Annotated in this window: 26 protein-coding genes; 16 read left to right on the top strand and 10 right to left on the bottom strand. The window is 62.4% G+C overall.

Annotated features, from left to right (window positions below; all coding sequences use genetic code 11):
- Window positions 1-57: 57 nt before the first annotated feature.
- Window positions 58-924 (bottom strand): AraC family transcriptional regulator, encoded by an 867-nt coding sequence (locus HX812_RS02265; RefSeq protein WP_038847030.1) that lies wholly within the window; start codon window positions 922-924, stop codon window positions 58-60.
- A gap of 147 nt (window positions 925-1,071) precedes the next feature.
- Here HX812_RS02265 and HX812_RS02260 point away from each other — a divergent pair, with 147 nt between their 5' ends.
- A complete protein-coding gene (locus tag HX812_RS02260; protein ID WP_038847028.1) occupies window positions 1,072-1,821 on the top strand; it encodes an SDR family NAD(P)-dependent oxidoreductase in 750 nt (249 codons plus the stop codon).
- Here the strand turns inward: HX812_RS02260 and HX812_RS02255 are convergent.
- On the bottom strand, window positions 1,815-2,741 hold the full coding sequence (locus HX812_RS02255; protein WP_038847026.1) for a LysR family transcriptional regulator: 927 nt from the start codon (window positions 2,739-2,741) through the stop codon (window positions 1,815-1,817). The genes HX812_RS02260 and HX812_RS02255 overlap by 7 nt on opposite strands.
- Window positions 2,742-2,871: 130 nt before the next feature.
- Between HX812_RS02255 and HX812_RS02250 the strand changes: the two genes are divergently transcribed.
- Window positions 2,872-3,621 carry an SDR family NAD(P)-dependent oxidoreductase gene (locus tag HX812_RS02250; RefSeq protein ID WP_038847023.1) on the top strand — a complete coding sequence of 250 codons (750 nt, stop codon included), beginning with the start codon at window positions 2,872-2,874 and terminating at the stop codon, window positions 3,619-3,621.
- On the opposite strand, the gene HX812_RS02245 is transcribed toward HX812_RS02250, so the two are convergent.
- Window positions 3,622-4,050, bottom strand: a complete 429-nt coding sequence (locus HX812_RS02245; RefSeq protein WP_038847020.1) for a hypothetical protein — start codon at window positions 4,048-4,050, stop codon at window positions 3,622-3,624.
- A gap of 164 nt (window positions 4,051-4,214) precedes the next feature.
- Between HX812_RS02245 and HX812_RS02240 the strand changes: the two genes are divergently transcribed.
- Complete coding sequence (locus tag HX812_RS02240; RefSeq protein WP_038847017.1) at window positions 4,215-5,216, top strand: ABC transporter substrate-binding protein; 1,002 nt, start codon at window positions 4,215-4,217, stop codon at window positions 5,214-5,216.
- Here HX812_RS02240 and HX812_RS02235 read toward each other — a convergent pair.
- Window positions 5,213-6,109: a LysR substrate-binding domain-containing protein gene (locus tag HX812_RS02235; protein WP_038847015.1), complete on the bottom strand. Its 897-nt coding sequence runs from the start codon at window positions 6,107-6,109 to the stop codon at window positions 5,213-5,215. The genes HX812_RS02240 and HX812_RS02235 overlap by 4 nt on opposite strands.
- 172 nt (window positions 6,110-6,281) lie before the next feature.
- Here HX812_RS02235 and HX812_RS02230 point away from each other — a divergent pair, with 172 nt between their 5' ends.
- The 7 genes from HX812_RS02230 (at window position 6,282) to HX812_RS02200 (ending at window position 12,761) form a co-directional block, all read left to right on the top strand.
- The gene (locus tag HX812_RS02230) at window positions 6,282-7,229 is read left to right on the top strand and encodes a branched-chain amino acid ABC transporter permease (RefSeq protein WP_038847012.1); all 948 of its coding nucleotides are present in this window, start codon (window positions 6,282-6,284) and stop codon (window positions 7,227-7,229) included.
- Entirely contained in the window at window positions 7,226-8,311 is a 1,086-nt protein-coding gene (locus HX812_RS02225) for an ABC transporter ATP-binding protein (RefSeq protein WP_038847009.1), read from the top strand. Before HX812_RS02230 ends, HX812_RS02225 begins: the two co-directional genes overlap by 4 nt.
- Entirely contained in the window at window positions 8,308-9,081 is a 774-nt protein-coding gene (locus tag HX812_RS02220; protein ID WP_016977293.1) for an ABC transporter ATP-binding protein, read from the top strand. The genes HX812_RS02225 and HX812_RS02220 overlap by 4 nt, the downstream gene beginning before the upstream one ends.
- The gene (locus HX812_RS02215; RefSeq protein ID WP_033896752.1) at window positions 9,074-9,790 is read left to right on the top strand and encodes an ABC transporter ATP-binding protein; all 717 of its coding nucleotides are present in this window, start codon (window positions 9,074-9,076) and stop codon (window positions 9,788-9,790) included. The genes HX812_RS02220 and HX812_RS02215 overlap by 8 nt, the downstream gene beginning before the upstream one ends.
- Before the next feature lie 63 nt (window positions 9,791-9,853).
- A complete protein-coding gene (locus HX812_RS02210) occupies window positions 9,854-10,993 on the top strand; it encodes a branched-chain amino acid ABC transporter substrate-binding protein (RefSeq protein ID WP_038847005.1) in 1,140 nt (379 codons plus the stop codon).
- A 57-nt stretch (window positions 10,994-11,050) separates the two neighbouring features.
- Window positions 11,051-11,533, top strand: a complete 483-nt coding sequence (locus tag HX812_RS02205) for an L-2-amino-thiazoline-4-carboxylic acid hydrolase (RefSeq protein ID WP_016977290.1) — start codon at window positions 11,051-11,053, stop codon at window positions 11,531-11,533.
- On the top strand, window positions 11,526-12,761 hold the full coding sequence (locus tag HX812_RS02200; protein ID WP_080642396.1) for a Zn-dependent hydrolase: 1,236 nt from the start codon (window positions 11,526-11,528) through the stop codon (window positions 12,759-12,761). Before HX812_RS02205 ends, HX812_RS02200 begins: the two co-directional genes overlap by 8 nt.
- Here the strand turns inward: HX812_RS02200 and HX812_RS02195 are convergent.
- The gene (locus HX812_RS02195; protein ID WP_038847002.1) at window positions 12,758-13,546 is read right to left on the bottom strand and encodes a helix-turn-helix domain-containing protein; all 789 of its coding nucleotides are present in this window, start codon (window positions 13,544-13,546) and stop codon (window positions 12,758-12,760) included. The two genes, HX812_RS02200 and HX812_RS02195, sit on opposite strands and share 4 nt — an antisense overlap.
- 86 nt (window positions 13,547-13,632) lie before the next feature.
- Between HX812_RS02195 and HX812_RS02190 the strand changes: the two genes are divergently transcribed.
- From HX812_RS02190 to HX812_RS02180, 3 genes are all read left to right on the top strand, one after another.
- A complete protein-coding gene (locus tag HX812_RS02190) occupies window positions 13,633-14,631 on the top strand; it encodes a bile acid:sodium symporter family protein (protein WP_038846999.1) in 999 nt (332 codons plus the stop codon).
- A gap of 86 nt (window positions 14,632-14,717) precedes the next feature.
- Window positions 14,718-15,077, top strand: a complete 360-nt coding sequence (locus HX812_RS02185) for a type 1 fimbrial protein (protein ID WP_038846997.1) — start codon at window positions 14,718-14,720, stop codon at window positions 15,075-15,077.
- A 123-nt stretch (window positions 15,078-15,200) separates the two neighbouring features.
- The gene (locus tag HX812_RS02180; RefSeq protein ID WP_038846995.1) at window positions 15,201-16,385 is read left to right on the top strand and encodes a sugar transporter; all 1,185 of its coding nucleotides are present in this window, start codon (window positions 15,201-15,203) and stop codon (window positions 16,383-16,385) included.
- Between the two features lie 29 nt (window positions 16,386-16,414).
- Here HX812_RS02180 and HX812_RS02175 read toward each other — a convergent pair whose 3' ends face one another.
- Window positions 16,415-16,702 (bottom strand): DNA-binding transcriptional regulator, encoded by a 288-nt coding sequence (locus HX812_RS02175; protein WP_038846993.1) that lies wholly within the window; start codon window positions 16,700-16,702, stop codon window positions 16,415-16,417.
- A gap of 261 nt (window positions 16,703-16,963) precedes the next feature.
- Between HX812_RS02175 and aqpZ the strand changes: the two genes are divergently transcribed.
- On the top strand, window positions 16,964-17,665 hold the full coding sequence (aqpZ, locus tag HX812_RS02170; RefSeq protein WP_200864522.1) for an aquaporin Z: 702 nt from the start codon (window positions 16,964-16,966) through the stop codon (window positions 17,663-17,665).
- 72 nt (window positions 17,666-17,737) lie between these two features.
- On the opposite strand, the gene HX812_RS02165 is transcribed toward aqpZ, so the two are convergent.
- The 4 genes from HX812_RS02165 to HX812_RS02150 form a co-directional block, all read right to left on the bottom strand.
- Window positions 17,738-18,937 (bottom strand): NAD(P)/FAD-dependent oxidoreductase, encoded by a 1,200-nt coding sequence (locus HX812_RS02165; protein ID WP_038846988.1) that lies wholly within the window; start codon window positions 18,935-18,937, stop codon window positions 17,738-17,740.
- Window positions 18,938-19,070: 133 nt separating this feature from the next.
- Entirely contained in the window at window positions 19,071-19,439 is a 369-nt protein-coding gene (locus tag HX812_RS02160) for a response regulator transcription factor (protein WP_038846986.1), read from the bottom strand.
- A gap of 81 nt (window positions 19,440-19,520) precedes the next feature.
- The gene (locus HX812_RS02155) at window positions 19,521-20,192 is read right to left on the bottom strand and encodes a response regulator transcription factor (protein WP_038846984.1); all 672 of its coding nucleotides are present in this window, start codon (window positions 20,190-20,192) and stop codon (window positions 19,521-19,523) included.
- Complete coding sequence (locus tag HX812_RS02150) at window positions 20,189-21,727, bottom strand: sensor histidine kinase (protein ID WP_080642395.1); 1,539 nt, start codon at window positions 21,725-21,727, stop codon at window positions 20,189-20,191. Before HX812_RS02150 ends, HX812_RS02155 begins: the two co-directional genes overlap by 4 nt.
- A gap of 416 nt (window positions 21,728-22,143) precedes the next feature.
- On the opposite strand from HX812_RS02150, the gene HX812_RS02145 reads away from it, so the two are divergent.
- Entirely contained in the window at window positions 22,144-23,073 is a 930-nt protein-coding gene (locus tag HX812_RS02145) for a LysR family transcriptional regulator (protein ID WP_038846980.1), read from the top strand.
- On the top strand, window positions 23,073-24,491 hold the full coding sequence (locus tag HX812_RS02140) for a mechanosensitive ion channel family protein (RefSeq protein WP_038846978.1): 1,419 nt from the start codon (window positions 23,073-23,075) through the stop codon (window positions 24,489-24,491). The genes HX812_RS02145 and HX812_RS02140 overlap by 1 nt, the downstream gene beginning before the upstream one ends.
- The last annotated feature ends 19 nt before the right edge of the window (window positions 24,492-24,510 follow it).

Here is a 24,510-nt window from a genome sequence, read left to right as displayed (position 1 = left end):
TTCCTGTGGTGAGCGGGCAAGCCCGCTCACCACACAAGCTCACTCACCACAACAGCGTCAGGCCGGGCTTTTGAACCGGGCCGCGTCCTTCACCGGTGGCAAACCAAACAGCCGCGCATATTCGCGGCTGAACTGCGAGGCGCTTTCGTAACCCACGGTGAAGGCGATGGACGCGGCATCCAGGGTGTCGAACAGCAGCAACCAACGCGCCCGCAACAGGCGCAAGCGTTTCTGGTATTGAATTGGCGTCATCGCGGTGATGGCTTTGAAATGCCGGTAGAACGCCGCCACGCTCATGTCGGTCATGGCCGCCAGCGGCTCCACGCGAAAAGGTTCGGTGTAGTGCTGGCGGATCCACTCGGTGGCGCGGCGGATCTGCGCCAGGCGACCATCGGGGCGTGCCATGTCCACCAGGGTTTCGCGCAGCGGACCCTGCAGGACCCGAAACAGGATTTCCCGCTCGATCAGGGGCGCCAGTACGGCCGCCTCGTTGGGTCGATCCATCAACCGCAGCATACGCAGCCATGCATCCAGCATTTCCTCCGACGCCTGCACCGCCGCGAACCGTTGGGTGCGCGGGCGTTCGGCGGGTTGACGCTCGTCTGCCAGCACGGCAGCAATCATCGAGGGTTCCAGGGTCAGGCTGAGCGCCAGGTAGGGCAGTGTGGGGGCCGAAGGATGGACCTGGCCGGTAGCCGGCACCTCCACCGGCACCACGAAGTAACTGGCCGGCCCGTAGGTCGCGACCTGATCGCCGATGGAGAGTGTCTTCGAACCTTGCAGCACCAGGTGCAGCATCGGCTGATACACCTGATCCGCGCACGCTTCGGCGCGCACCATCGCCACGCGAGGCAGGCCGGTGTCGGTCCATTTGTTGTCGGCGCGCATCACAAGGCGGCGCAGTTCATCCAGGTCGTCGTTCATGCAGCGACCTTGAGCCAGGTCGACGGGCAAAGCAAGCCGGCTGAGAAGAATAGGCAAGCATGGGAGAAGAACCGGCAACCGGCATTCCTATGGGGGGCCGAATACTGGTGGCAAGCGACATCACTCAACCTTGGGAAGACCAGAATCATGAAGCTCGACGGAAAAATTGCAGTGGTCACCGGTGCCTCGAAAGGCATCGGCGCAGGGATCGCAAAAGGCTTGGCGGCAGCCGGCGCGACCGTGGTGGTCAATTACGCCACCAGTCAAACAGACGCCGACGCAGTGGTTGCGCATATCCAGCAGCACGGCGGCAAAGCGATCAGTGTGCAGGCGGACATGAGTGTGGGCGCCGACGTTACGCGGCTGTTCGCAACGGTCGGTGAGCAATTCGGCACGCTGGATATCCTGGTCAACAACGCAGGCGTCGCGGTGTTCCAGATGATTGAAGACCTGACCGAAGAGGCCTTTCACAAACAGTTCAACCTCAACGTGCTGGGTTATCTGCTGGCGGCGCGCGAAGCGGTGAAGTTGCTGGAGCAGGGCGGCAGCATCATCAACATCAGCTCGATCCTCAGCACCGACCCCTACCTGGCTTCCAGCGTGTACTCGGCCACCAAGGGCGCAGTGGACACGCTGACCTTCGCCCTGGCGCGGGAATTGGGGCCGAAGGGGATCCGGGTCAACTCGATCCTGCCGGGCCATACCAACACGCCGGCCACCGATGGCAATTTTGCCGGCGAATTTGGCCAGTCGCTGATCGCCGGTACGCCCCTTGGGCGCTTTGGTGAGCCGGAAGATATCGCGCCGCTGGCTGTGTTCCTCGCCTCCGATGAGGCTCATTGGGTGACCGGCGAATCGATCCGGGCTTCCGGTGGTGTGCGGGGTGTGGGTTACTGACGGTCTGATCCTTGCCGCACATGAGGGTGTGCGGCAAACAACTCTACCAGCCACTCCACAAACACCCGCACCCGTGCACTCAGATGCCGGTTGGGCATGTACACCACCGACAATGGATTGGGCGCCGCTGACCATTCGTGTAACACCGGCACCAGTGCGCCCGAATCGATGTGCGGTTGCACCATGAAGCGCAACGTGTGGAGTATTCCCAGTCCGGCCAGGCCTGCCGCCAGGTAGGCGTTGCTGTCGTTGACCGCCACGAAATGCCGACCCTCCACCGCAACTTTTTCCTCTCCGTGTGACAATTCCAGTCTGTTTTGCTTGCCGCTGCCGGGGAAAAAATAGCGCACCAGCGTGTGGCCCTCTTCCAGTTCTGCAGGGTGGCTGGGTATCCCGTGGGCTGCCAGGTAAGTCGGTGTGGCACAGGTGACAAAGTCCAGGCTGCCCAAACGTCGTGCGATCAATGCCGAATCTGCCAAGTGCCCACCCCGGATCACGCAGTCGATGCTTTCACTGGCCAGGTCGGCGGTACGGTCGCTGGCGCCGATATCGATCTGGATCTGCGGATAACGCGCATGAAAATCGCGCAGGGCCGGGATCACCAGCAACGTGGCGATGGAAGTGCCCATGTCGATTCGAAGCCTGCCACTGGGCTGGTTGCGGGATACGGCCATGTCTGACTCGGCTTCCAGCCATTGGTCCAGCACTCGGCTCATGCGGGCATGATAGGCGCTGCCTTCCGGGGTCAGCGTCACCGTGCGGGTGGTGCGGTTGAGCAACCTCACCTGCAAGTGAGACTCCAGCGCCTGCATCATCTTGGTCACGGCATTGGGGTGCACCTGCAACTGTGCGGCGGCTTTGACAAAACTGCCGGTCTCCACGATGCGTAGAAACGCCTGTACGGCCTGGAAGTAGTCCATGGAGTCTCGCGGATTGTCACTGGTTGAGTGATACGGAATACAGAAATGCAGCGTTTATCACTTAAGTTGAAGAGATTACCTTGATTTACGGTTCGCAACCCGTGAATCGACCGTTTTTCAAGGAATCACCATGACCCAGTCTCTCAAAGGTAAAGTCGTATTGGTCACCGGTGCGTCTCGCGGTATCGGCGCCGCCATCGCCCTGCGCCTGGCCGCTGATGGTGCAGACGTTGCGTTCAGTTACTCCCGCTCCGCCGAGCGTGCGCAGGCCGTGTTGCGTGGGATCAAGGCCTATGGGGTGAAGGGGCTTGCCGTCGCGGCGGATCAAGCTGATGGTGGGGCGGTTGCCGCATTGGTCAGGACCGTGCATGAACACTTCGGGCGCCTGGATATCCTGGTCAACAGCGCCGGCGTCTTTAGCATGGGTGTGGTGGGCGATCCCGCGGCCGATACAGTCGCTTTGGACCGCCAGCAAGCGATTAACCTGAATGGCGTGGTGGCCGCAGTACGCGCTGCCGTGCCGCTGATGGCCGATGGCGGTCGCATCGTATCGATCGGCACCATGTTTGCCAGTCGAGTACCTTTTGCCGGTGTCGGGGACTATGCCGCCAGCAAGGCAGCCGTGGCGGCGTACGGCCGCGCCTGGGCACGGGACTTGGGGCCGCGCGCAATCACGGTGAACACTGTACAGCCGGGGCCCATCAACACCGAAATGAACCCAGAGACCAGCGATATGGCGCCGCTGGTCAAGCAGATGACCGCATTGGGGCGTTATGGCCAGCCGGAAGAAATCGCCGGAGTGGTGGCGTTTTTGGTCGGTGAGGACGCCGCCTATATCACCGGTGCCACGCTGAATGTCGACGGCGGTCAGAACAGCTGATCACGCCGCCTGCGGCTGAACCTGCAACACCCCCTCTACCTCCTTGACCAACCCACTGGCCAAAAACAGCGGTGCCAGGCGTTTGTGCAGTTGCGGTTCGACAAACTCCTTCACCGTGTCCAGTGCCAGCACACCGCTCAATGGCAGCTCGGCCTTGGTGTACGACAACCAGGCTTTCTTCAACGCTTGCAACACATCGCTGCCCGCCGTGGTGGCGAAGCGGCGGTGGGTGGGTTTGCCGTCGAAGGTGAAGGTGTGCTGGAACTCATAGCCAGTTTCATTACCTTGGCTGGCCGTGCAGCGGATGCAGCTGCATGGGCCGTCGCCGAAGGCGCTGCGCAGGTAGGCGTTGAAGTCCACCACGGGTTTGAGTGACAGGCGCTTATCCACCTCGAACAGGTCCCCGGTCATTTTTTCGTCAGTGTTCAACGTCCATTTCCTCGCAGTGTGCGGCAGGTTTTCAAAGCGCGGCACGATACCAGCCGAACGCCCGTTTGTGGGTTATTTGCATAACAATAGATCCCGATATTCTTTTCCTGTCTTAAAAATCGCCGCTAGGCTCCATCACCTTCTTAAAAACCCGGCAGACTCCTATGACGTTCAAGCGTTCTTCCCTGACCTTGCTGGCCGCTGCAACCGCCTTGATCAGTATCGGTGCCCAGGCCGAAGGCAAGATCAGCATCGCCCAGCAATTCGGGATCGGCTACCTGATCCTCGACGTGGTGCGCGACCAGCACCTGATCGAAAAGCACGGCAAGGAACAGGGCCTGGACATCCAGGTGGAGTGGAACAGCATTTCCGGCGCCACGGCGATGAATGAGTCGCTGCTGGCGGGTGCGTTGGACGTGGTCTCGGCCGGGGTGCCGCCGATGCTCACCCTGTGGGACCGCACCCAGGGCAAGCAGAACGTCAAGGCCATCGCTTCCCTTGGCTCGATGCCCAACTACCTGCTGACCAACAACCCCAACGTGAAGACTCTCAAGGACTTCACCGAAAAAGACCGCATCGCCGTGCCCGCCGCCGGCGTGGGTTTCCAGTCGCGCACCTTGCAGATCGAGACCGCCAAGCAGTTCGGCGACGCCAACTACAAGAAGTTTGACGACATCTCCATCAGCCTGGCTCACCCCGACGCGACCGCCGCGCTGATTGCCGGCGGCTCGGAGATCAATTCGCACTTCTCCAGCCCGCCGTTCCAGTACCAGGAACTGTTGAATCCCAACGTGCACAAGGTGCTCAGTTCCTACGACATCCTGGGCGGGCAGGCGACGTTCAACGTGCTCTACACCACGCAGAAATTCCACGACGAAAACCCCAAGACCTACAAGGCGTTCTATGACGCGCTGGCCGAGGCCGAGACCATTATCAAGGCCGACAAACCGGCTGCGGCCAAGGCCTATATTCGCGTAGAACAGTCGAAGTTGCCGTTGGACCTGGTTGAAAAAATCGTCCAGGACCCGGAAATCGACTTCACCATCGTGCCGCAGCGCACTTACATCTACGCCGAAAAATTGCAGGAACTCGGTGTGCTGAAAAACAAGGCCGCCAGCTGGAAGGACTACTTCTTCGAAGAAGCCCATGGCGGCAATGGCAGCTAACCGGCAATCAAGCTGCGCTTGATCCAGTCATACAAGTCATTCCCCTCGCTCGACAATTCACTGTTGGCCCGCCGGCACAGGTAGTACTGGCGGCCATCATTGACCTCCCGTTCAAACAACTTCACCAACTCGCCACTGGCTACCAGGGGCGCCACCAACGGCTCGCGCAGCAAGGCGCAGCCGAGGCCGGTGAGCGTGGCGGTGAGCGCCAGTTGGCCGTCTTCCAACAACAGCCCATTCAGCGCCGTGGTGTCCACGTCGGCCGCTTCGAACCACTGGCCCCAGGTGCCGCGTTCTTCGTCGTGCAGCAGTGGCAGCTGGCTCAACGCCTCGGGCGAGTCGATGGGGCCATGTTGCGCCAGGAAATCGCGGCTGCAATAGGGCGTCACCGCGCCGGAGATCAGCGGCTCACTGTGATAACCCGGCCAATGCCCGGTGCCGAAGCGGATCGACAAGTCGGCCGCATCGCTGGGGTAACTGCGGTGGTTGGCGTAGGTCACGTTGATGTCCAGCGCCGGGTGGTCCTTCAGAAAATCCGCCAGGCGCGGGATGAACAGGTTGATGCCAAAGAGCGGGATCAGGCTGATGGTCACCTGGCGCGTGGCGCTTTTTTCGCGCACGTACTCGGTGGCGCTGCGCAGTACGGCGAAGGCCGAACGAATCGCGCGGTAATACTCGCGGCCTTCATCGGTGAGTACCAGGTTGCGGCCCTGACGCAAGGTCAGTGGCTGTTGCAGGAAATCTTCCAGCAAGTGCAATTGATGGCTGATGGCCGAGGCGGACACGTCCAGTTCGCGCGCGGCGGCATTCACGCCGCCATGGCGCGCGAACGCTTCGAAGGTGCGCACGGCACGCAGGGGAGGGTCGTTGGCTAATTGTTCTGATTTATTCATGTGTTGAATTAAATACTAACTTTTAATCTGAATAAAGAGCCATAAGTGCCGTATTTTTGGCATAAAAGGCCTGTTATTCGTTTGATATATGCATATGACTTTCTGATATTTGATAAAAACAGAATAGATGCTTAGTGTGCCGCCCTTGCACGCACTGAGGTTTCTGGTCCTGATGGATGGGTTTATCCAACAACTGCTCAATGGTTTGATGACGGGCAGTCTCTACGCGCTGGTGGCCCTGGGTTACACCATGGTCTATGGCATTTTGCGCATCATCAACTTTGCCCACGGCGACGTGTTGATGATCGGCGCGTTGGTGGGGTTGTCGATGATTCGCCTGTTGCAGGCGACCTTTCCAGAACTGCCGCCAGTACTGGTGCTGCTCTGTGCAACCGTGGTGGCCATGGCGTTTTGCGCGGTACTCGCGGTGGTCATTGAACGCGTCGCCTATCGCCGCCTGCGCCATGCTCCGCGCCTGGCGCCCCTGATCAGCGGGATTGGCGTGTCGCTGTTGCTGCAAACCATCGCCATGCTGGTCTGGACCCGTAACCCGCAGATGTTCCCGCAACTGCTGCCGCTGGCGCCGATTGAAGTGTTGGCCGGAGCCTCGGCGCACCCGGCGATTACCAACGTCACGGCGTTGACTACCATTGCCATCGCCTTGTCGGTGATGGTCGCGCTGCTGGTGTTGGTGGAGCGCACGCGCTTCGGCCGGGCCATGCGTGCCGTGGCGGAAAACCCCCAGGTCGCCAGCCTGATGGGCATCAGCCCCAATCGGATTATCGTCATCACCTTCGCCATCGGCGGCGCCCTGGCAGCACTCGCCGGGATCATGATGGCCAGCAACTATGGCAGCGCGCATTTCTACATGGGCTTTTTGCCCGGTATCAAAGCCTTCACCGCAGCGGTCCTGGGCGGCATCGGCAACCTCAAGGGCGCCATGCTCGGCGGCCTGCTGCTGGGGCTGATCGAAGCCCTGGGCACCGGTTACCTGGGTGCGGCCACCAACGGCGTGTTCGGCAGTAATTACCAGGATGTGTTCGCCTTTATCGTGTTGATCGCGGTGCTGGTGTTCCGTCCTTCCGGGCTGTTGGGCGAACGTTTGGCGACCCGCGCATGATCACGTCTCTCTCTCCCAATAAACGCGCCAGCCTTGGCTTGCTGCTGTTCGCCGTGGCCCTGGTATTGGCGCCTTGGATCGTCGGGCATGCCGGCGGCAACACCTGGGTGCGTACCCTGGACTTTGCCCTGCTGTACATCATGCTCGCCCTTGGCCTGAATATCGTGGTCGGTTACGCCGGGCTGCTGGACATGGGCTTCATCGCGTTTTACGCGGTGGGTGCCTATCTGGCAGCGTTGCTCTCGTCACCCCATCTGCTGCAACAGTTCCCGGCATTGGCCGCGCTGTTGCCGGCAGGGATGCACACCTCGATCTGGCTGATCCTGCCGTTGGGCGCGCTGCTTGCTGCCGGTTGCGGCGTAGTGCTGGGTGCACCGACCCTGCGCCTGCGCGGCGATTACCTGGCCATCGTCACCCTGGGCTTTGGCGAAATCATCCGCATCCTGCTGCGCAACCTTGATCGCCCGGTGAATCTCACCAACGGGCCTAAAGGCATTGCCCAGGTCGATCCGGTCAACCTGCTGGGCGTGAACCTCGGTCGCACCCAGGAGCTGTTCGGCCTGCGCCTGCCGTCGGTCTACCTCTATTACTACCTGTTTGCTGCGCTGGTGGTGCTGATTCTGTTTGCCTGCATCCGCCTGGAGCGCTCGCGCATCGGCCGCGCCTGGGTGGCGATCCGTGAAGACGAAGAGGCGGCCCAGGCCATGGGCGTGAATACCGTGCGCCTCAAGCTGTTGGCGTTTGCCATCGGTGCGGCGTTCGGCGGGGTGAGCGGGGCGCTGTTCGCTTCGTTCCAGGGTTTTGTTTCGCCGGAGTCCTTCACCCTCAACGAGTCCATCGCCGTGTTGGCCATGGTGGTGCTGGGTGGCATGGGCCATATCCCCGGCGTGATCCTCGGCTGCGTGTTGCTGGCGGCCTTGCCCGAAGCCTTGCGCGCGAGCATGGGCCCACTGCAACAGGCGCTGTTCGGCCAGGTGCTGGTGGACCCGGAAATCATCCGCCAGTTGTTCTACGGCCTGGCGCTGATCCTGGCGATGCTCTACCGACCGGCCGGGCTGTGGCCCAAAGGAGTGGCACGATGAACGCACCGCTGTTGCAGATAGACCAGGTCAACAAGCACTTCGGCGGCGTTGCGGCGCTGACCGATGTGAGCCTGAGCATCCAGCCCGGTGAGATCTACGGGTTGATCGGTCCGAACGGCGCGGGCAAGACCACGTTCTTCAATGTGATGACCGGCTTGTACACCCCGGACTCCGGGCGCTTCCAGCTCGATGGTCGTGACTACCAGCCCACCAGTGTGCATCAGGTGGCCGAGGCCGGTATTGCCCGTACGTTCCAGAATATCCGCCTGTTCAATGCCATGAGCGCCCTGGAAAACGTGATGGTCGGGCGCCATGTGCGCACCCGCAACGGCCTGTGGGCGGCCTTGAGCCGTCACCGCCGTGCGCAGGAAGAAGAGGCGCAAACCCGCGCCCATGCCCATCGTCTGTTGGCGTATGTAGGCCTGGCCGGCTTTGCCCATTACCGCGCCGACAGCCTCAGCTACGGCCATCAACGCCGCCTGGAAATCGCCCGCGCCCTGGCCACCGAGCCACGCTTGCTGGCCCTGGATGAACCGGCGGCGGGCATGAACGCCAGCGAGAAAGTGCAACTGCGCGGCCTGCTGGAAAAGATCCGTGACGACGGCCACACGCTGTTGCTGATCGAACATGACGTCAAGCTGGTGATGGGCGTATGCGACCGCATCAGCGTGCTCGACTATGGCCAGGTTATCGCCGTCGGCCCGCCCGCCGAAGTGCGTCAGCATCCGGCGGTGATCCAGGCCTATCTGGGAGCCAGTGCGCATGTCTGAAGCCTTGTTGAACGTCGAGGGCTTGCAGGTGCGCTACGGCGCCATCGAAGCCGTCAAGTCCCTGGACCTGCATATCGCTGAAGGCGAGCGTGTCACGCTGATCGGCGCCAATGGCGCGGGCAAGTCCTCCAGCCTCAAGGCCTTGACCGGCTTGCTGCCGGCGGCCAAGGGGTCGATCCATTTTGCCGGGCGATCGATTCTCGGCCAGGCCCCGGAACACCTGCTGCGCCAGGGCATCGCCATGGTCCCCGAGGGCCGTGGGATTTTCGCGCGCATGAGTGTGTTGGAAAACCTGCAGGCTGGCGCCTTTTTGCGCCGCGATAACGAGCAAGTACGGCGCGAAATGCGCCAGTTGTTCGAACACTTCCCGCGCCTGGAAGAACGCCTGCACCAGTCCGCCGGGCTGCTGTCCGGTGGTGAGCAACAGATGCTCGCCCTGGCCCGTGCGCTGTTGTCACGCCCGCGCTTGTTGATCCTGGACGAACCGTCCATGGGCTTGGCACCGATCATGGTCGAGAAGATTTTCCAGGTGATCGACGACGTCTGTCGCCAGGGCATGACCCTGTTGCTGGTTGAACAGAACGCACGGCTGGCGCTGCAAGTCACCGACCGTGCCTACGTGATGGACACCGGGCGCATCACCTTGACCGGCCCTTCCCAGGATTTGCTTGAACACCCCGAGGTGCGCAGTGCTTACCTCGGCGAATAAAACCATGACGCTACCGGACGCCCGGCGTGTTCCGACCCGCCCGACACTTAGCAGGAATAACCCATGAACACCTTGAAGAAAACCGCATTGATCGGCCTGGCCCTGAGCAGCCTGGCCAGCGCCGTGGCCCAGGCCGACCAGACTGTGTTGATCGGCCTCGCCGGCCCGCTCACGGGCCCGTCGGCCCGGATCGGCAAGGACCTGGAAAACGGCGCGCAACTGGCCATCGACCAGGCCAACGCCAAGCACCCGAAGATCAACGGTGAAGCCGTGACCTTCAAGCTGGTGTCCGAAGACGACCAGTCCGACCCACGCACCGCCGTCACCGTGGCCCAGCGCCTGGTCGACGAGGGCGTGGTGGGCGTGGTCGGCCACTGGAACACCGGCACCAGCATCCCGGCGGCACGGGTTTACCACGACGCGGGCATCGCCCAGGTGGCGCCGGTGGCTACCGGTCACGCTTACACCCAGCAAGGGTTCGACACCAGTTTCCGCATCATGGGCCACGACGATGATGGCGGTCAGGTCGCCGGCGACTATGCCCTGAAAACCCTCAAGGCCCAGCGTATCGCCGTGATCGACGACCGCACCGCCTTTGGTCAGGGCCTGGCGGACCAGTTCGTCAAATCCATCGAAGCCGGTGGCGCCAAGGTGGTGTCCCGCGAATACGTGGACGACAAGACCATCGACTTCAGCGCCGTGCTGACCAATATCCGCAGCCAGAACCCGGACCTGATCTTCTTCGGCGGCGTCGACGCCCAGGCCGCACCGTTGGCCCGTCGCATCAAGCAACTGGGTATCAAGGCGCCATTGATGGGCGCCGGTGGTTTCGTCAGCCAGACCTTCCTGCAATTGGCGCAGAACGAAGGCGAAGGCGTGATCGCCCTGGAGCCGGGCCTGGCGATTGCGCAGATGCCGGGCGGCAAGGCATTCGAGCAGGCTTACAAGGAGCGCTACAAAACCAACATCGAGCTGCACGCGCCGTTCGCCTACGACGGTGTAGGCGTGCTGGTGGCGGCTATCGAGAAAGCAGATTCGGTGGACCCACAGAAATACCTGCCGGTGCTGCGCGCCATCAGCTATGAGGGCGTGACCGGCACCATCGCCTTTGACGGCGAAGGTAACTTGAAGAAACCGACGTTCACCGTTTACCAGGTCAAGGCCAATCAATGGCAGCCGGTGAGCGTGGCAGGCGGTCAATAATCGTATTGTCGGGTGCCTGTTGGGCACCCGGTTCTGTGGAGCTGATGGAGGCACACAATGAGCAAACTGGAAGGTGAACTGGGCATCCTCGCCCGGCGGCGCATCGAGGCCGAAATCATCAAGCCGATCTACGAGATCCTCAAGCGCGAACAGGGCAAGGACTTTGCCGCTGCGGTGATCGGTGAAGCCGTGGGCAATGCCGCGATCCAGGCCGGCAAGCATTTTGCGTCGCTGGAAGAGCAGGGCGCCGACCTCAAGAGTTTCGTCGAGCTGCAAGTGCTGTGGGAGAAGGACGACGCGCTGAAGGTCGAGATCATCGCCAGTGACGCCGAGCACTACGACTACGACGTCAAACGCTGCCGCTACGCCGAGATGTACCACGAGATGGGCCTGGGCGAGATCGGCCACCTGCTGTCGTGCAACCGTGACGAGTTGTTTATCGTCGGCTACAACCCTGACATCCAGTTGACCCGCACCCAAACCATCATGGGCGGCGATCACCGTTGTGACTTCCGCTATCGGGCCAAACCCCATGAGTAAGCTGGCGCGTGTGAACGGCGAACGTCTGTGGGCTTCGCTGATGGAAATGGCGCAGATCGGCGCCACCGAAAAAGGCGGCGTCTCGCGCCTGGCGCTGACCGACGAAGACCGCCGTGGCCGCGACCTGTTCGTGCAGTGGTGCGAGGCGGCCGGTTGCAGCATCCGCGTGGATGCCATGGGCAATATCTTCGCCCGTCGCGCAGGGCGCTTCGACGATTTGGCCCCGGTGATGACCGGTTCCCACGGCGACTCCCAGCCCTTTGGCGGCAAGTACGACGGCATCTACGGCGTGCTTGCGGGCGTGGAAGTGCTGCGCACCCTGAATGACCTGGGGATCGAGACCGACCGGCCCATCGAAGTGGTCAACTGGACCAACGAAGAAGGCTCACGCTTTGCGCCGGCGATGATTTCGTCGGGCGTCTACGCGGGCGTGTTTGACCTGGAATACGGGCTGTCCCGTGAAGACAAAGCCGGCGTGACCATTGGCCAGGCGCTGCAGCAAATCGGCTACGCTGGCACCGAGCCGGTGGGCGGCCAAGCGATCCACGCCGCGTTCGAACTGCATATCGAACAAGGCCCGATCCTCGAAGCACAGGGCATTACCATCGGCGTGGTCACCGGCGCCCAGGGCCAGCGCTGGTACGAAGTGGAACTGAGCGGCCGCAGCGCCCACGCGGGCACCACGCCCATGGACCACCGCCTGGATGCCTTGCTCGGTTTTGCCCGGGTGGTCGAGGCCGTCAACGGGCTGGGCCTGGAGCAGGGCGCCGAAGGGCGGGCCACGGTGGGCATGGCGAATATCTTCCCCAACTCACGCAACGTGGTGCCGGGGCGGGTGTTTTTCAGTGTGGAATTCCGTCACCCCGATGAAGCGGTCTTGGCACGCCAGGACCAGCAGTTGCGTGATGCCGTGGCGCAGATTGCCGACGGCATTGGCTTGCAGCACAGCGTGAAGCAGATCTTCCAGTACGCGCCGATTGCCTTTGATGCGGGCTGTGTCGAAGTCGTGCGGGCGTCGGCGCAGGCGTTGGGCTATAGCCATCGGCCGATGATTTCCGGCGCCGGGCACGATGCCTGCTACCTGAACCAGGTGGCGCCGACGGCGATGATCTTTGTGCCCTGTGTGGATGGGTTGAGCCATAACGAGGCGGAAGAAATTTCCCAGGAATGGTCGACGGCGGGCGCGGATGTGTTGCTCCAGGCGATGCTGGCGAAGGCTTCCGCCTAGCGAAAGAACTCACCCGGCGTCGCCTCGAACTGCTGGCGAAATGCATTGATAAACGCCGAGGTGGATTCATACCCACACCCCAGCGCCACATCCGTCACCCGCTCGCCCTGCTCCAGGGCGGGCAGGGCGGTGAGCAATCGCAAACGCTGGCGCCACGCCCGAAAGGTCAGCCCGGTGTCGCTCAGGAACAAGCGGCTGAGGGTCTTCTCGCTCACCCCCAGCTTCTGGCTCCACTGGCCCAAGGTCGTCTGCTGCTCCGGGTGTGAATTCAAGCTGCGGTAGATCTGGCGTAAACGCGGGTCCAGCGGCAGCGGCAGCATCAAGTCGACTTGCGGCGCCGCCGCCAGTTGGTCCAGCACCACTTGGGCCAAACGCCCATCCGGCCCATCTTCGGCATATTCCACCGGCAGTTCGCTGAAACTGCGGATCAACTCCCGCAGCAAACTGCTCACCTCCAGCACATGGCAGCGCTCATCCGCCCAGGCGGTGACGCTGCAATCCAGGTACAGGCTGCGCATCTCCGTGTGGGGCGAACTGAACACGCGGTGCGGCATACCCGCCGGAATCCACACCGCGCGCTGAGGCGGCGCGACGAAGCGGCCGACACTGGTCTGGATCTCCAGCACCCCGGAAATCGCGTAGGACAATTGCACCCACGGGTGGCTGTGGCGACGGGTCAGCGCACGATTGGGCAAGGATTCGGTGCGTCCGTACACCGGCCGTGGCAGGCTGGAAAGCCCAGGCACACTGCGGCGGACGGTCTTATCATGTCCTTTAGGCGGCATTTACTGGCTCATTGGCGTTAGTCGGTAACAAGCCGTTACGTTAGAGTCGCGACGACGCTCTTGGCAACCCCTGGAAGATCCTGCTTATGACTCGCCCCCGTTTTCTGCCCGACAACTTCACCCTGACGCTGATCGCCACGGTGATCCTCGCTTCCCTGCTGCCCGCCAGCGGCCAGACCGCCGTGGCCTTCGGCTGGGTCACCAACCTTGCGATTGCGCTGCTGTTCTTCCTGCACGGTGCCAAGCTGTCGCGCCAGGCGATTGTTGCCGGTGCCGGGCACTGGCGCCTGCATTTGTTGGTGTTCAGCCTGACCTTCGTGCTGTTCCCGCTGCTGGGCCTGGCGCTCAAGCCGGTGTTGTCGCCGCTGATCGGCAAAGACCTGTACATGGGCATGCTCTACCTCTGCGCCCTGCCGGCCACGGTGCAATCGGCGATTGCGTTTACGTCGCTGGCGCGGGGCAATATTCCGGCGGCGATTTGCAGTGCGGCGGCGTCCAGCCTGTTCGGGATCTTCCTCACGCCGTTGCTGGTGACACTGTTGCTCAACGTGCACGGCGAGGGTGGCTCAACCGTCGACGCGATCCTGAAGATCAGCGTGCAATTGCTGTTGCCATTCATCGCCGGGCAGATTGCCCGTCGCTGGATCGGCGAGTGGGTCGGCCGCAATAAATCCTGGCTGAAGTTCGTTGATCAGGGCTCGATTCTGCTGGTGGTCTATGGCGCGTTCAGCGAAGCGGTCAACGAAGGCATCTGGCACCAGATCCCGTTGTGGGAGCTGGGTGGGTTGGTGGTGGCGTGCTGCGTGTTGCTCGCCTTGGTGCTGGTGGCCTCGACCGTGCTGGGCAAGGCCTTTGGCTTCAATCAGGAAGACCGCATCACCATCCTGTTCTGTGGTTCGAAGAAGAGCCTGGCAACCGGCGTGCCGATGGCCCAGGTATTGTTTGCCGGGGCAACCATGGGCGTGCTGATTCTGCCGCTGATGCTGTTCCACCAGATTCAGCTGATGGTTTGCGCGGCGTTGGCCCAGCGTTACGCCAAGCGGCCGGAAAGCATCCCGGAAATGATGGGGCAGGTGGATCCTTGATCTACGTCACAGCCTTTGCCGAATAAGCTCAAGTAAACGCCGGGCCAGACGACTACCTTCTTAACTACCCAAGAAGGAGCGTCGACATGAACGTTAAACGTTTGTCACTGGTTACCGGCGTTCTTGCGGTATGGGCGGGGGCTTGCCTGGCGGCGCCCTCAGGCGTCATTCAATTTCACGGCAGTATTGTCGAGCCAAGTTGTAATTCGGCTGCGCCGGGTGGGTCGACGGTGGAACTCAAAGGCTGCCCCCAGGCCCTGCGTGGCAGCCAGTTGGCGGTGCAACCGGTGGGCACGGTGAAAGCGCTGGGCACTGCGCAGGCCAAGGTCAGGTTGGTCGCCGACAGCAGTGATGGGCGCTATTACGACCAACGGTATGTGCTGGTGGACGCCCTCGGCAAGCCCATTCAATCGGGGGCCTACGTGGTCACCCTGAGCGCGCCGTAATGGGGTTGAGGTTGTTTTGAGCCGGATCGGCGTCAACAGCCGCGCCAGAAACCTATAGAATGCTCGGCGGCGGCGCTTGTCCTGGGTGGCCGTCTGATCATCGTCCGAGTACCGCGCCCTTCAATGAGCATTTCAGCCGCAACGCCCCAAGCCAACTGGCAACCGGTCATCGCCCTCGCGTTGGCCGCCTTTGTGTTCAATACCACCGAATTCGTGCCCGTCGGGCTGCTCAGCGCCATCGGTGCCAGCTTCGACATGCCCGTGTCCAGTGTCGGCCTGATGCTTACCATCTACGCCTGGATCGTGTCCCTGACCTCGCTGCCGGTGATGCTACTGACTCGCAACGTCGAACGGCGCAAGCTGCTGATCGTGCTGTTCTGCATGTTTATCGTCAGCCACATCCTTTCCAGTGTCGCTAACAGCTTCGGCCTCCTGATGATCAGCCGCATTGGCATTGCCTTGTCCCACGCCTTGTTCTGGTCGATCACCGCGTCCCTTGCAGTGCGCCTGGCGCCGGAAGGCAAGCAGGTGCAAGCCCTCGGCCTGTTGGCTACCGGTACTTCTTTGGCGATGGTGTTGGGTATCCCGTTGGGCCGCCTGCTGGGCGAAGCCATGGGCTGGCGCACCACGTTCCTGGTGATCGGCGCGTTCGCCGCCGCCCTGGTGTTCTGGCTGGCGCGCACCTTGCCGCTGCTGCCGAGCCAGAATTCCGGCTCCCTGCGCAGCCTGCCGCTGCTGTTCAAGCGCCCGGCGCTGGTGGCGTTGTACGTGCTCACGGCCATGACCGTGACCGCGCAATTCACGGCCTACAGCTACATCGAACCCTTCGTCGAAGGCGTCGCCGGCATGAGCGGCAGCGCGGTCACCCTGATCCTGCTGGTGTTCGGCGGCGCCGGCATCATCGGCTCGCTGCTGTTCAGCCTGGTGCACCGATTCAACCCGCACCTGTTCGTGGTCGGCGCGGTATTCATCCTCGCCGCGTGCCTGGCGCTGCTGCTGCCGTTGAGTGGTGCAGAATCCTACCTGGTGGTGTTGAGCGTGTTCTGGGGCATGGCGATCATGGGTTTTGGCCTGGCGATGCAATCCAAGGTGCTGGTGCTGGCCCCGGATGCAACCGACGTGGCCATGGCGATGTTTTCCGGCATCTACAACATCGGCATCGGCGGCGGCGCCCTGATGGGCAGTTGGGTCGGCAGCCAGTTTGGCTTTGCCTGGATCGGCGCGGCGGGCGGGTTGCTGGCGGCGCTGGCGTTGATTGGGTATTGCCTGGCGATCCGCCGGTTTGGGCAGGGTGTGGCGCGAGCCTGAGTCAAAACCCCGCGCCAGCCACCGTTGGGCTAAGGCGCCAATGCATTCAACACATGCACAGGGTCATTGTAGATGGCCCTCAACAGCGCTTTGGCCGGCCCTGTTGGTTCCCGTCGCCCCTGTTCCCAATTACGCAGTGTGCCGATTTGAACATCGATCATCGCAGCGAATTTGGCTTGAGTCAGGCCGGTTGCCTTACGGATTTGTTTGGCTTGAAGCGCGTCAACAATAAATTCGCGAGAGGGCTGACGCTCGCCTCGGACTATTTCGTCCATTTGTTGCACGCTTTCCATCAGCTCATCAAAAAATTTGCTCATGGTTATCTCCAGTGTTCGATGACGCTGTTTGTACGCCATTGACTTAGTCGTCGGCAATGCTAGTGCAGTCAGACAGCTGGATCATCTGTTCAGTTGTAAGCGGGTTTTAGTTCAAAGACCCCTATTCACTCTCCAGACGTTAAACGTTCAAAAGCATTAATCCAGACAAGTCTTACACAGCCTTTTGATACCCATTGCTACCGTCCCCCACGACCGCCCACGGTCTGTGGTGACGGCACTTGAACAGCAATGGAGTCGATTGTGCAAAAGCGTTTGACCGCCGAGTTTATCGGTACTTTCTGGCTGACGTTCGGCGGCTGTGGCAGCGCCATCCTGGCGGCGGCTTTCCCGGCACTGGGCATTGGGTTTGTCGGCGTTTCACTGGCGTTCGGGCTCACGGTGCTGACCATGGCCTATGCGGTAGGCGGTATTTCCGGTGGGCATTTCAACCCGGCAGTGACCCTGGGCTTATGGGCGGGGCGTCGTGTGGCCGGCGGTGATGTGCTGCCGTATATCGCGGCGCAGGTTGCCGGTGCGATGGGCGCGGCGGCCGCCTTGTACCTGATTGCCAATGGGCAGCCGGATTTCACAGTGGGTGGGTTTGCCGCCAACGGTTATGGTCCGTTGAGCCCTGGCCACTTCGACATGAAGGCCGCGTTGCTCGCGGAGTTCATCGCTACGTTTTTCTTCTTGTTCATCATCATGCGTGTGACCGCACCGGGCGCGGTGCCTGGCTTTGCGCCGATTGCGATTGGCTTGGCGCTGGCGCTGATACACCTGGTGTTGATCCCGGTGACCAATACTTCGGTGAACCCGGCACGCAGCACCGGGCCGGCGTTGTTTGCCGGGGGCGAGTACCTGGCGCAGCTTTGGCTGTTCTGGCTGGCGCCGATGGTGGGCGGGGTGATGGGGGCCTTGGCGGCGCGTTCGTTGGGTGAGGACGATAAAAAAACGCCCGCCTAAACATCATCGGCGGGCGCTCGGGAATGACCGGGTCAGCAAGGAGTGAGCTGGCCGGTGTAGGGAGTACGGAGATCAGGCCACCGGAATCAACGGGTCCGCCGCCGCCAGCGCCACGGTGCGATCAGCGGCCGGAGGGTAGATCCACACGGTGTTGATCTGGTGCTTGAGGTCCTTGGCTTCCTGGCCGACCAGTTTCAGCTGGCGGTCCCAGCCTTCGGTGAACACCGCGCCCCAGGCGCCGAGGTCGAGGCAGGTCACGTACTTGGGCTGGCTGTAGGTCATCGGCGCGACGCCGATCAGGTCGGCGGCCACGTTATTGCCGGCATAACGGCCCAGGGCGATGGCGTGCTGGCAGGACATGCCGGCGAAGTTGCCCAAGTCATCGGTGGCGGCGTAGGCCACGTCGCCAGCGGCGAACACGTCAGCCTGGCCCTTGACCTTGAGGTTGCCGTCCACATGCAGGCGGCCCTGGGGGTCGCGGGTGCCGCTGACCTGTTCGGTGAGCGGGTTGGCGCGAAAACCGATGGTCCAGATTACAGTGCTGGATTCGATCCGTTGCCCATTCGCCAGGGTCACGCCGCCGGCATCCACCGAGGCGACAGAAGTGTTAAGCACCCAATCCAGGCCCAATTCGGTGCTCGCTTCGATGATCGAGGGACGAATGCCATCGCCCATGGACGCGGCGATCTGCGGGCCACGGTCAACCACCACGATGCGAATGTCAGCCTTGTCACCCAGTACTTCACGCAGGCGCGCCGGCATTTCGGTGGCGGTCTCGATACCGGTAAAACCACCCCCGGCGACCACCACGGTATTGCGCGCTGCGCTGTCAGGCAGGTTCTTCAAGGCCTTGATATGCGCTTCGAGGCGTGTGGCGTCTTCGATCTGGTCCACATCGAAGACATGCTCTATGCCTGGCATCTGCGGACGATTCAGGCGGCTGCCGGCGGCCAGCACCAAGCGGTCGTACTTGATCGTAGTCGAAGTGCCGCTTGCGTCGCGGTAGGTCACTTGCTTGCCGTTTTCATCGATGCTGTCCGCCGCGCCTTCGATGAACGTCACGTTCACCGCGTCGAACAACGGGCCCAGCGGCGCCATCATGGTGTGCACATCGGGCTCGTAGAAACGTGGGCGGATGCGCAGTTCCGGTTGCGGGGCGAGCAAGCTGATCTGCACGTCGTTGCGGTCATGTTTGTCCAGCAGGCGGGCCGCGCTCAACGCGCTCCAGACACCACCGAACCCTGCGCCAATAATAAGAATGTGCTGTTTCATGGTTTGCTCCTGGAGAGGCGTTGTTGCGTGAGTGGGACTGTGTGGAGCCAGACTATCCAGGTGGCCTGCCTTGAACACTTCTACCTAGGGTCAATGCAGGCATGCGTAGGTGTGAGGCGGCTATACCAAGGTATTAGCGGCCCAGCACATCGGCGAGGCAGGCCATCAGTTGGGCGCAGGAAAACGGCTTGGGAAAGAATGCAATCGGCGGCGGCAATGCCGGGTCGATACTGGGCGGCGGGCCGGGGTAGCCGGTGATGAAAATCACCGGCAGTGAGACGCCATCGGCATGCAGGGTTTCGTAGAGCTGGATGCCGGTGAGGCCAGGCATCTGGATGTCGCTGATCAGGCAGGCGGTGGTGCGGGGGGCATCGGAGCCGAGAAAGGCTTCGGCATTCGCATAGAGCCGGACGCTGTAGCCGTTGGAGCGCAGCAGCCCATCCAGTGCCAGGCGAACGGACTCATCATCATCGACGATGGCAATTATCTTCGTGTCGGACATTTCGTTACCTGGAGGCTATCGGGCTGCACATGGAAGCAACCCGCCATCACCCCACGATACGCCGTCCACACCGGCAACATACTATACGTGCGTATACCCAACCTGCTGCTTGACCGGGATGCCGAGGGCCTGGGCCATACGTACCAGATCAGCGAAAGAGCGCGCGAGCATCTTGCGCATCGCCTGGCCGCGATGGATCTTCACGGTGATTTCACTCAGGCCGATTTCGCCGGCAATCTGCTTGTTCATCAGGCCGGAAACCGCCAGTGCCATCACCGTTTGCTCGCGGGGGGTGAGGGTGGCGTAGCGGCTGCGCAGTTCATCATCGCCGCGCTCGGCTTCACGCCGCGCCTTGTCCTTGGCGTGGGCGGCGCACACCGCGTCGATCAGGTCCTGCTCGCGGAACGGCTTGGCCAGGAAATCCACGGCACCGGCTTTCATCGCGCGCACGGTCATGGCGATGTCGCCGTGGCCGGTCATGAACACGATGGGTAGGTTGATCCGCGCCGCCACCAATTCATTCTGGAAATCCAGGCCGCTAGTGCCTTGCAGGCGTACGTCGAGCACCAGGCAACTGGGCAGGTCGGGGCGTGGGAAATGCATGAACTCGGCGGCCGAAGCAAACAGCTGGACCTGCAGGCCCACCGAGCGCAACAGGCTGCCGAGGGATTCGCGCAGCGGGCGATCATCATCGACGATATACACCCAGGGTTCCTGGCTGATTACGCGGTTCATCGGGTGAAGGTCGTTCATGGGGCCTCCTTGGCCAACAGTGGCAGTGAGCAGGTGAATGCGGTGCCCTCGCCGGGCGTGCTGGCGGCCCAGAGGCGGCCGCCGTGGAAGTCGATGATCGAACGGCAGATCGACAGGCCCATGCCCAGGCCATCGGGCTTGGTGGTGAAGAAGGGTTGGAACAAGGTCGGTAGGTCCTTGGCGTCAATGCCGATGCCCTGGTCGGCCACTTCGAGCAGGACATTGTCGCCGTCTACCCAGGTGCGCACCCGCAGCAGGCGCTGGCGCGGGGCAACGGTTTCCATGGCGTGGCAGGCATTGATGATCAAGTTGATCAGCACCTGTTGCAGCTGCACGCGGTCGGCGTTGATCTGTGCGTCGAGCACGCCCAGTTCCACGCGGCTGCGTACTTTATGGCGGGACAGTTCGTGCTGCACCAGGCCCAGGGTTTCGTTGACGATGGCGTCCAGCGACTCGGGTTTGCGCAGTGGGTCGCACTTGCGTGACAGCGCGCGAATGCGGCTGATCACCTCGCTGGCGCGGCAGGCGCTGGAGACGATGCGGTCCAGGGACTGGCGGGCTTCATTGAGGTCGGGTTCGGCGCGGTCGAGCCAGCGGCGACAGGCTTCGCCACTGCTGGTGATGGCGGTCAACGGCTGGTTCACTTCATGGGCAATCGAGGCGGCCAATTCGCCCAGGGAGGTGATGCGGGTGACGTGGGCCAGTTGGCTCTGTGCATGGAACAACGCCTCTTCGGCGAGCTTGTCGGCGGTGACGTCCTTCACCGCGCCCAGGTATTCGAAATGCCCACGGCTCTCGACGGGGCTGGCGATCATATGCAGGTGCTTGACGCGTCCATCCGGCATCAGCAGGCGGTGCTTGACCTCGATCAGCGGCTCGCGGTTCAGGGCCTTGGCGAAGACCTCGCGGGCCAGGTGACGGTCGTCGGGATGGGTGCGCTCCAGCACCATTGCTGCCGTGGGCGTCTGCTGGTGCGGGTATTCGAAGATCCGCGCCAATTCCTCGGACCACGACATGGCATCGCTGTCGCCACGAAAGCTCACGCTGCCGGTCTGGCTCAGGCGCTGGGCGCCCACCAGGTAGGCCTCGTTGTGCCGCAGGCTGTCCGCCGCGTACTTGCTGCGCAGGGCAAGAAAGGTAATGGCGGACAGCGCCGTGAGGCAGCGGAAGAACCCGGTGATCGATTCCCAGCGCTCATAGTTGCCGTTGTAGAGAAACAGCGAAGTGAGCAGCGCGATGGAAAACAGCGCGACGCCAATCACCACATTGATCGAAAACAGGTTGGCCGCCATCAACAGCAGCGTGATGTACAGCAGCGTCGGCGCCCAGTCGGTGTGGGTTTCGGAGTTGATCACGAAGATGCCGCAGGCCACGACCAGCCCGACCACCCAGCCCAGGGTGTTGATCGCTGGGGTCGGGCTGATGCCGAACGAGGCGCGTGCGTGGGTCTGTCGGGGGGTGAATACCAGCCGGTCCCAGAGGCCGGTCAACCACGACTGTTCGCGGCGCGCGCTCGCGGGAACGGTAATTTTCATGGCGTTCGGGCACTCCGTTGGTGTTATCGGGGGTGGAGCAGGGGTCACTTACTTTAAAAGCATCCGTTCTCACCGAGTAGGACACAAAACCCTGAAATCCTGCCAAGCCCTCTCTGTTGCAAGCAGCGGCCTTGTGGTGAGCGAGCTTGCTCGCGCTGGGGCGCGAAGCGGCCCCAAAACCAGGCCCTAGGGTTTATCTGGAAAAATGCGGTGGTCTTACTGGGGCCGCTTCGCAGCCCAGCGCGAGCAAGCTCGCTCACTACCAAAAGCCCACTCACCACAGAGAATGTTTTCCATTCAGAGCCCTATACGCAGGTATGACCACCTTGACCCCAGGTAGGAGTGACGCCCGGCCCGCGCCGCCATAACCTGAGGCCTCTCACTCCTCTCCAAGGCCCTGCGGCCGGGTGGCTAACATGATGAACAGAAATGACCTGCGTCGTGCTGACATCAATCTGCTGGTGGTGTTCGAGTCGATGATGCACGAGCGCAATGTCAGCCGGGTTGGCGAGAAATTGTTCCTCGGCCAGCCGACCATCAGCAGTGCCCTCGGCCGCTTGCGGTTGATGTTCGATGACCCGCTGTTCATTCGCGCTGGGCGGCTGATGCAACCCACGTCGCGTGCCGAGGAAATCTTCAGCAATCTCGGCCCGGCGCTGGACAGCATTGCGGCGGCGCTGAGTCGCTGCCAGGCGTTCAACCCGGCGACCAGCGAGGCCACCTTTCATATCGGCCTGTCCGACGACGTGGAATACGCCTTGCTGCCCAGCCTGTTGCGGCGCCTGCGCATCGAGGCGCCCAACATGACCCTGGTGGTGCGCCGTGCCGATCACTGGCAGATGTCGCAACTGCTCACCAGTGGCGAGATCTCCCTGGGCATCAGCCATACCCAGGAACTGCCGGCCAATGCACGCCGCAAAAGCCTGCGGCCGATGCGTCCGATGCTGCTGCGCGCCGATCACCGGCCAGGGGACGTGGGACTGGACGAGTTCTGCCAGCGGCCCCACGCGGTCGTGTCGTCCATGGGCAATGTGATCGATGACTCCGACCGCGCGCTGGGCCTGATCGGGCGCCAGCGCAAAGTGGTGCTTACTGTGCCGCATTTCAGCGCGTTACCGGTGCTGCTCGCCGACAGCGACATGCTCGCCATCGTGCCCGACTATGTGGCGCGCGCCATGGCCGGAGTCGGTGGGCTTCGCGCGCAGTGTGCGCCGCTGGAGCTGCCCGAACAGGAACTGGCGCTGGTGTGGCGCGGCACCACCCATAACGATCCGGGAGAGCGCTGGTTGCGGTCGCGCTGCAGCGTGTTCCTGGGCGAGCCGGTGGTGCTCGCGGTGGCCAGTTGATGAACCTCTCTACTCATCCCTTGCTGCTCGGCGGCGTGCTGATCCTGCTGGACCTGGTGTTGTGGCAAGGCCTTGGCCCGGCGCGACGTACCTTGCGCAGCGGGTTGCGCGTGCTGGTGTTCGCGCTGTTTTGCTGGGTCATGGTGGCGGCCGGCATCAGCCCCTTGCAGCCACCGCCTTGGCCGGAAGACGCGGTGCTCAACCTGATGGCGACCGTGCTGGGCATCGGCTGGTGGTTGTTCGCCGCACGCACCCTGACCGTGATCCTCGGCCACGGCCTCACCACTCGTGTGGGGCAGAGCGCGCGCTTGCTGCATGACGTGCTGGGGGCGGTGATCTTCCTGGTCGCCATCGTCGGCGCAGCGGCCTATGTGCTGCAACTTCCGGTCAAGGGCCTGTTGGCGACCTCGGGCGCCATGGCGATCATCCTCGGCCTGGCGCTGCAAAGCACGTTGAGCGACGTGTTCAGCGGCATCGTGATCAACACCACCAAGCCCTATCAGATCGATGATTGGGTCAGCATCGATGGGGTTGAGGGCAAGGTGCTGGACATCGATTGGCGTTCTACTCATTTGCAGACGGAAGCGGGCAGCACCGCTGTGGTGCCCAATTCCCTGGCGGCCAAGGCCAAGATCCTCAACCACAGCCGGCCGGGCGGGGCGCATGGCGTCAGCGTCAGCCTGGCGGTGCCCAGCGGCATCGCGCCTCGCCTGGCACTGGAGGCCTTGGAAAAAGCCTTGCAGGGTACTCACGCCTTGCTGCCGGGGCCCAAAGTCTCGATCAAGAGCTCGCAACTGGAATTCAACGAATACGAACTCAAGGGCTTCGTCGCCTCACGCTCGGCCCGCAGCGGCGTGCGCAACCTGATGTTTGACCTGGCCCATCGACACCTTGAAGCGGCTGGGCTGACCTGGGGTGAAGGCTCCAACACAAAGGCTTGGAGCCGCCAGCGTCAATTGCTGGAGGAAGTCCGGGTGATGCGTGCGCTCAGCCTTGAGGAACGCGACCGCCTGGCCGACGCCATGACCCCCGTGGACTTCCAGGCCAATCAGGTGCTGTTGGCCTTCGATGAAGTCGCCGATAGCCTGATGATCATCGCCACGGGCGTGGTGTCGGTAGCGATCCATGATGGTGATCGCGTGGTCGAAGCCGGTCGCATGGGCCCCGGCGAAGTGATGGGTGAGGAGGGCATCTTGGCGGACGGGCGATCCCGTGGGCAATTTCGCAGCCTCACCAGCGGGCGGTTGTTCCGCATCGAAAAATCACTGCTGGGCGCGCAGTTGCAGCACAGCAGTGATTTGTTGATGGCGTTGGACCGATTGCAGCATCAGCGCGAAGACATCCGTGATGCGGTGGTGCTGAAGAAGCCTGCGCCGGCCAAGCGGACCGGCTTGCTGCGGTGGCTCCAAAAACACTGATTGTAGTGAGCGGGCTTGC

The organism is Pseudomonas sp. IPO3749 (genome assembly GCF_013386605.1).
GTDB classification, from domain to species: Bacteria; Pseudomonadota; Gammaproteobacteria; order Pseudomonadales; family Pseudomonadaceae; genus Aquipseudomonas; species Aquipseudomonas azotoformans_A.
The sequence above is the reverse complement of the archived record's forward strand: the minus strand, read 5'-3'. Positions and strand labels throughout refer to the sequence as shown.

Excerpts from the sequence above, each read along its gene's own strand:
- HX812_RS02265 (WP_038847030.1), bottom strand. The coding sequence starts at position 924 with ATGAACGACGACCTGGATGAACTGCGCCGCCTTGTGATGCGCGCCGAC.
- HX812_RS02260 (WP_038847028.1), top strand. The coding sequence starts at position 1,072 with ATGAAGCTCGACGGAAAAATTGCAGTGGTCACCGGTGCCTCGAAAGGC.
- HX812_RS02255 (WP_038847026.1), bottom strand. The coding sequence starts at position 2,741 with ATGGACTACTTCCAGGCCGTACAGGCGTTTCTACGCATCGTGGAGACC.
- HX812_RS02250 (WP_038847023.1), top strand. The coding sequence starts at position 2,872 with ATGACCCAGTCTCTCAAAGGTAAAGTCGTATTGGTCACCGGTGCGTCT.
- HX812_RS02240 (WP_038847017.1), top strand. The coding sequence starts at position 4,215 with ATGACGTTCAAGCGTTCTTCCCTGACCTTGCTGGCCGCTGCAACCGCC.
- HX812_RS02235 (WP_038847015.1), bottom strand. The coding sequence starts at position 6,109 with ATGAATAAATCAGAACAATTAGCCAACGACCCTCCCCTGCGTGCCGTG.
- HX812_RS02230 (WP_038847012.1), top strand. The coding sequence starts at position 6,282 with ATGGATGGGTTTATCCAACAACTGCTCAATGGTTTGATGACGGGCAGT.
- HX812_RS02225 (WP_038847009.1), top strand. The coding sequence starts at position 7,226 with ATGATCACGTCTCTCTCTCCCAATAAACGCGCCAGCCTTGGCTTGCTG.
- HX812_RS02220 (WP_016977293.1), top strand. The coding sequence starts at position 8,308 with ATGAACGCACCGCTGTTGCAGATAGACCAGGTCAACAAGCACTTCGGC.
- HX812_RS02215 (WP_033896752.1), top strand. The coding sequence starts at position 9,074 with ATGTCTGAAGCCTTGTTGAACGTCGAGGGCTTGCAGGTGCGCTACGGC.
- HX812_RS02210 (WP_038847005.1), top strand. The coding sequence starts at position 9,854 with ATGAACACCTTGAAGAAAACCGCATTGATCGGCCTGGCCCTGAGCAGC.
- HX812_RS02205 (WP_016977290.1), top strand. The coding sequence starts at position 11,051 with ATGAGCAAACTGGAAGGTGAACTGGGCATCCTCGCCCGGCGGCGCATC.
- HX812_RS02200 (WP_080642396.1), top strand. The coding sequence starts at position 11,526 with ATGAGTAAGCTGGCGCGTGTGAACGGCGAACGTCTGTGGGCTTCGCTG.
- HX812_RS02195 (WP_038847002.1), bottom strand. The coding sequence starts at position 13,546 with ATGCCGCCTAAAGGACATGATAAGACCGTCCGCCGCAGTGTGCCTGGG.
- HX812_RS02190 (WP_038846999.1), top strand. The coding sequence starts at position 13,633 with ATGACTCGCCCCCGTTTTCTGCCCGACAACTTCACCCTGACGCTGATC.
- HX812_RS02185 (WP_038846997.1), top strand. The coding sequence starts at position 14,718 with ATGAACGTTAAACGTTTGTCACTGGTTACCGGCGTTCTTGCGGTATGG.
- HX812_RS02180 (WP_038846995.1), top strand. The coding sequence starts at position 15,201 with ATGAGCATTTCAGCCGCAACGCCCCAAGCCAACTGGCAACCGGTCATC.
- HX812_RS02175 (WP_038846993.1), bottom strand. The coding sequence starts at position 16,702 with ATGAGCAAATTTTTTGATGAGCTGATGGAAAGCGTGCAACAAATGGAC.
- HX812_RS02165 (WP_038846988.1), bottom strand. The coding sequence starts at position 18,937 with ATGAAACAGCACATTCTTATTATTGGCGCAGGGTTCGGTGGTGTCTGG.
- HX812_RS02160 (WP_038846986.1), bottom strand. The coding sequence starts at position 19,439 with ATGTCCGACACGAAGATAATTGCCATCGTCGATGATGATGAGTCCGTT.
- HX812_RS02155 (WP_038846984.1), bottom strand. The coding sequence starts at position 20,192 with ATGAACGACCTTCACCCGATGAACCGCGTAATCAGCCAGGAACCCTGG.
- HX812_RS02150 (WP_080642395.1), bottom strand. The coding sequence starts at position 21,727 with ATGAAAATTACCGTTCCCGCGAGCGCGCGCCGCGAACAGTCGTGGTTG.
- HX812_RS02145 (WP_038846980.1), top strand. The coding sequence starts at position 22,144 with ATGATGAACAGAAATGACCTGCGTCGTGCTGACATCAATCTGCTGGTG.
- HX812_RS02140 (WP_038846978.1), top strand. The coding sequence starts at position 23,073 with ATGAACCTCTCTACTCATCCCTTGCTGCTCGGCGGCGTGCTGATCCTG.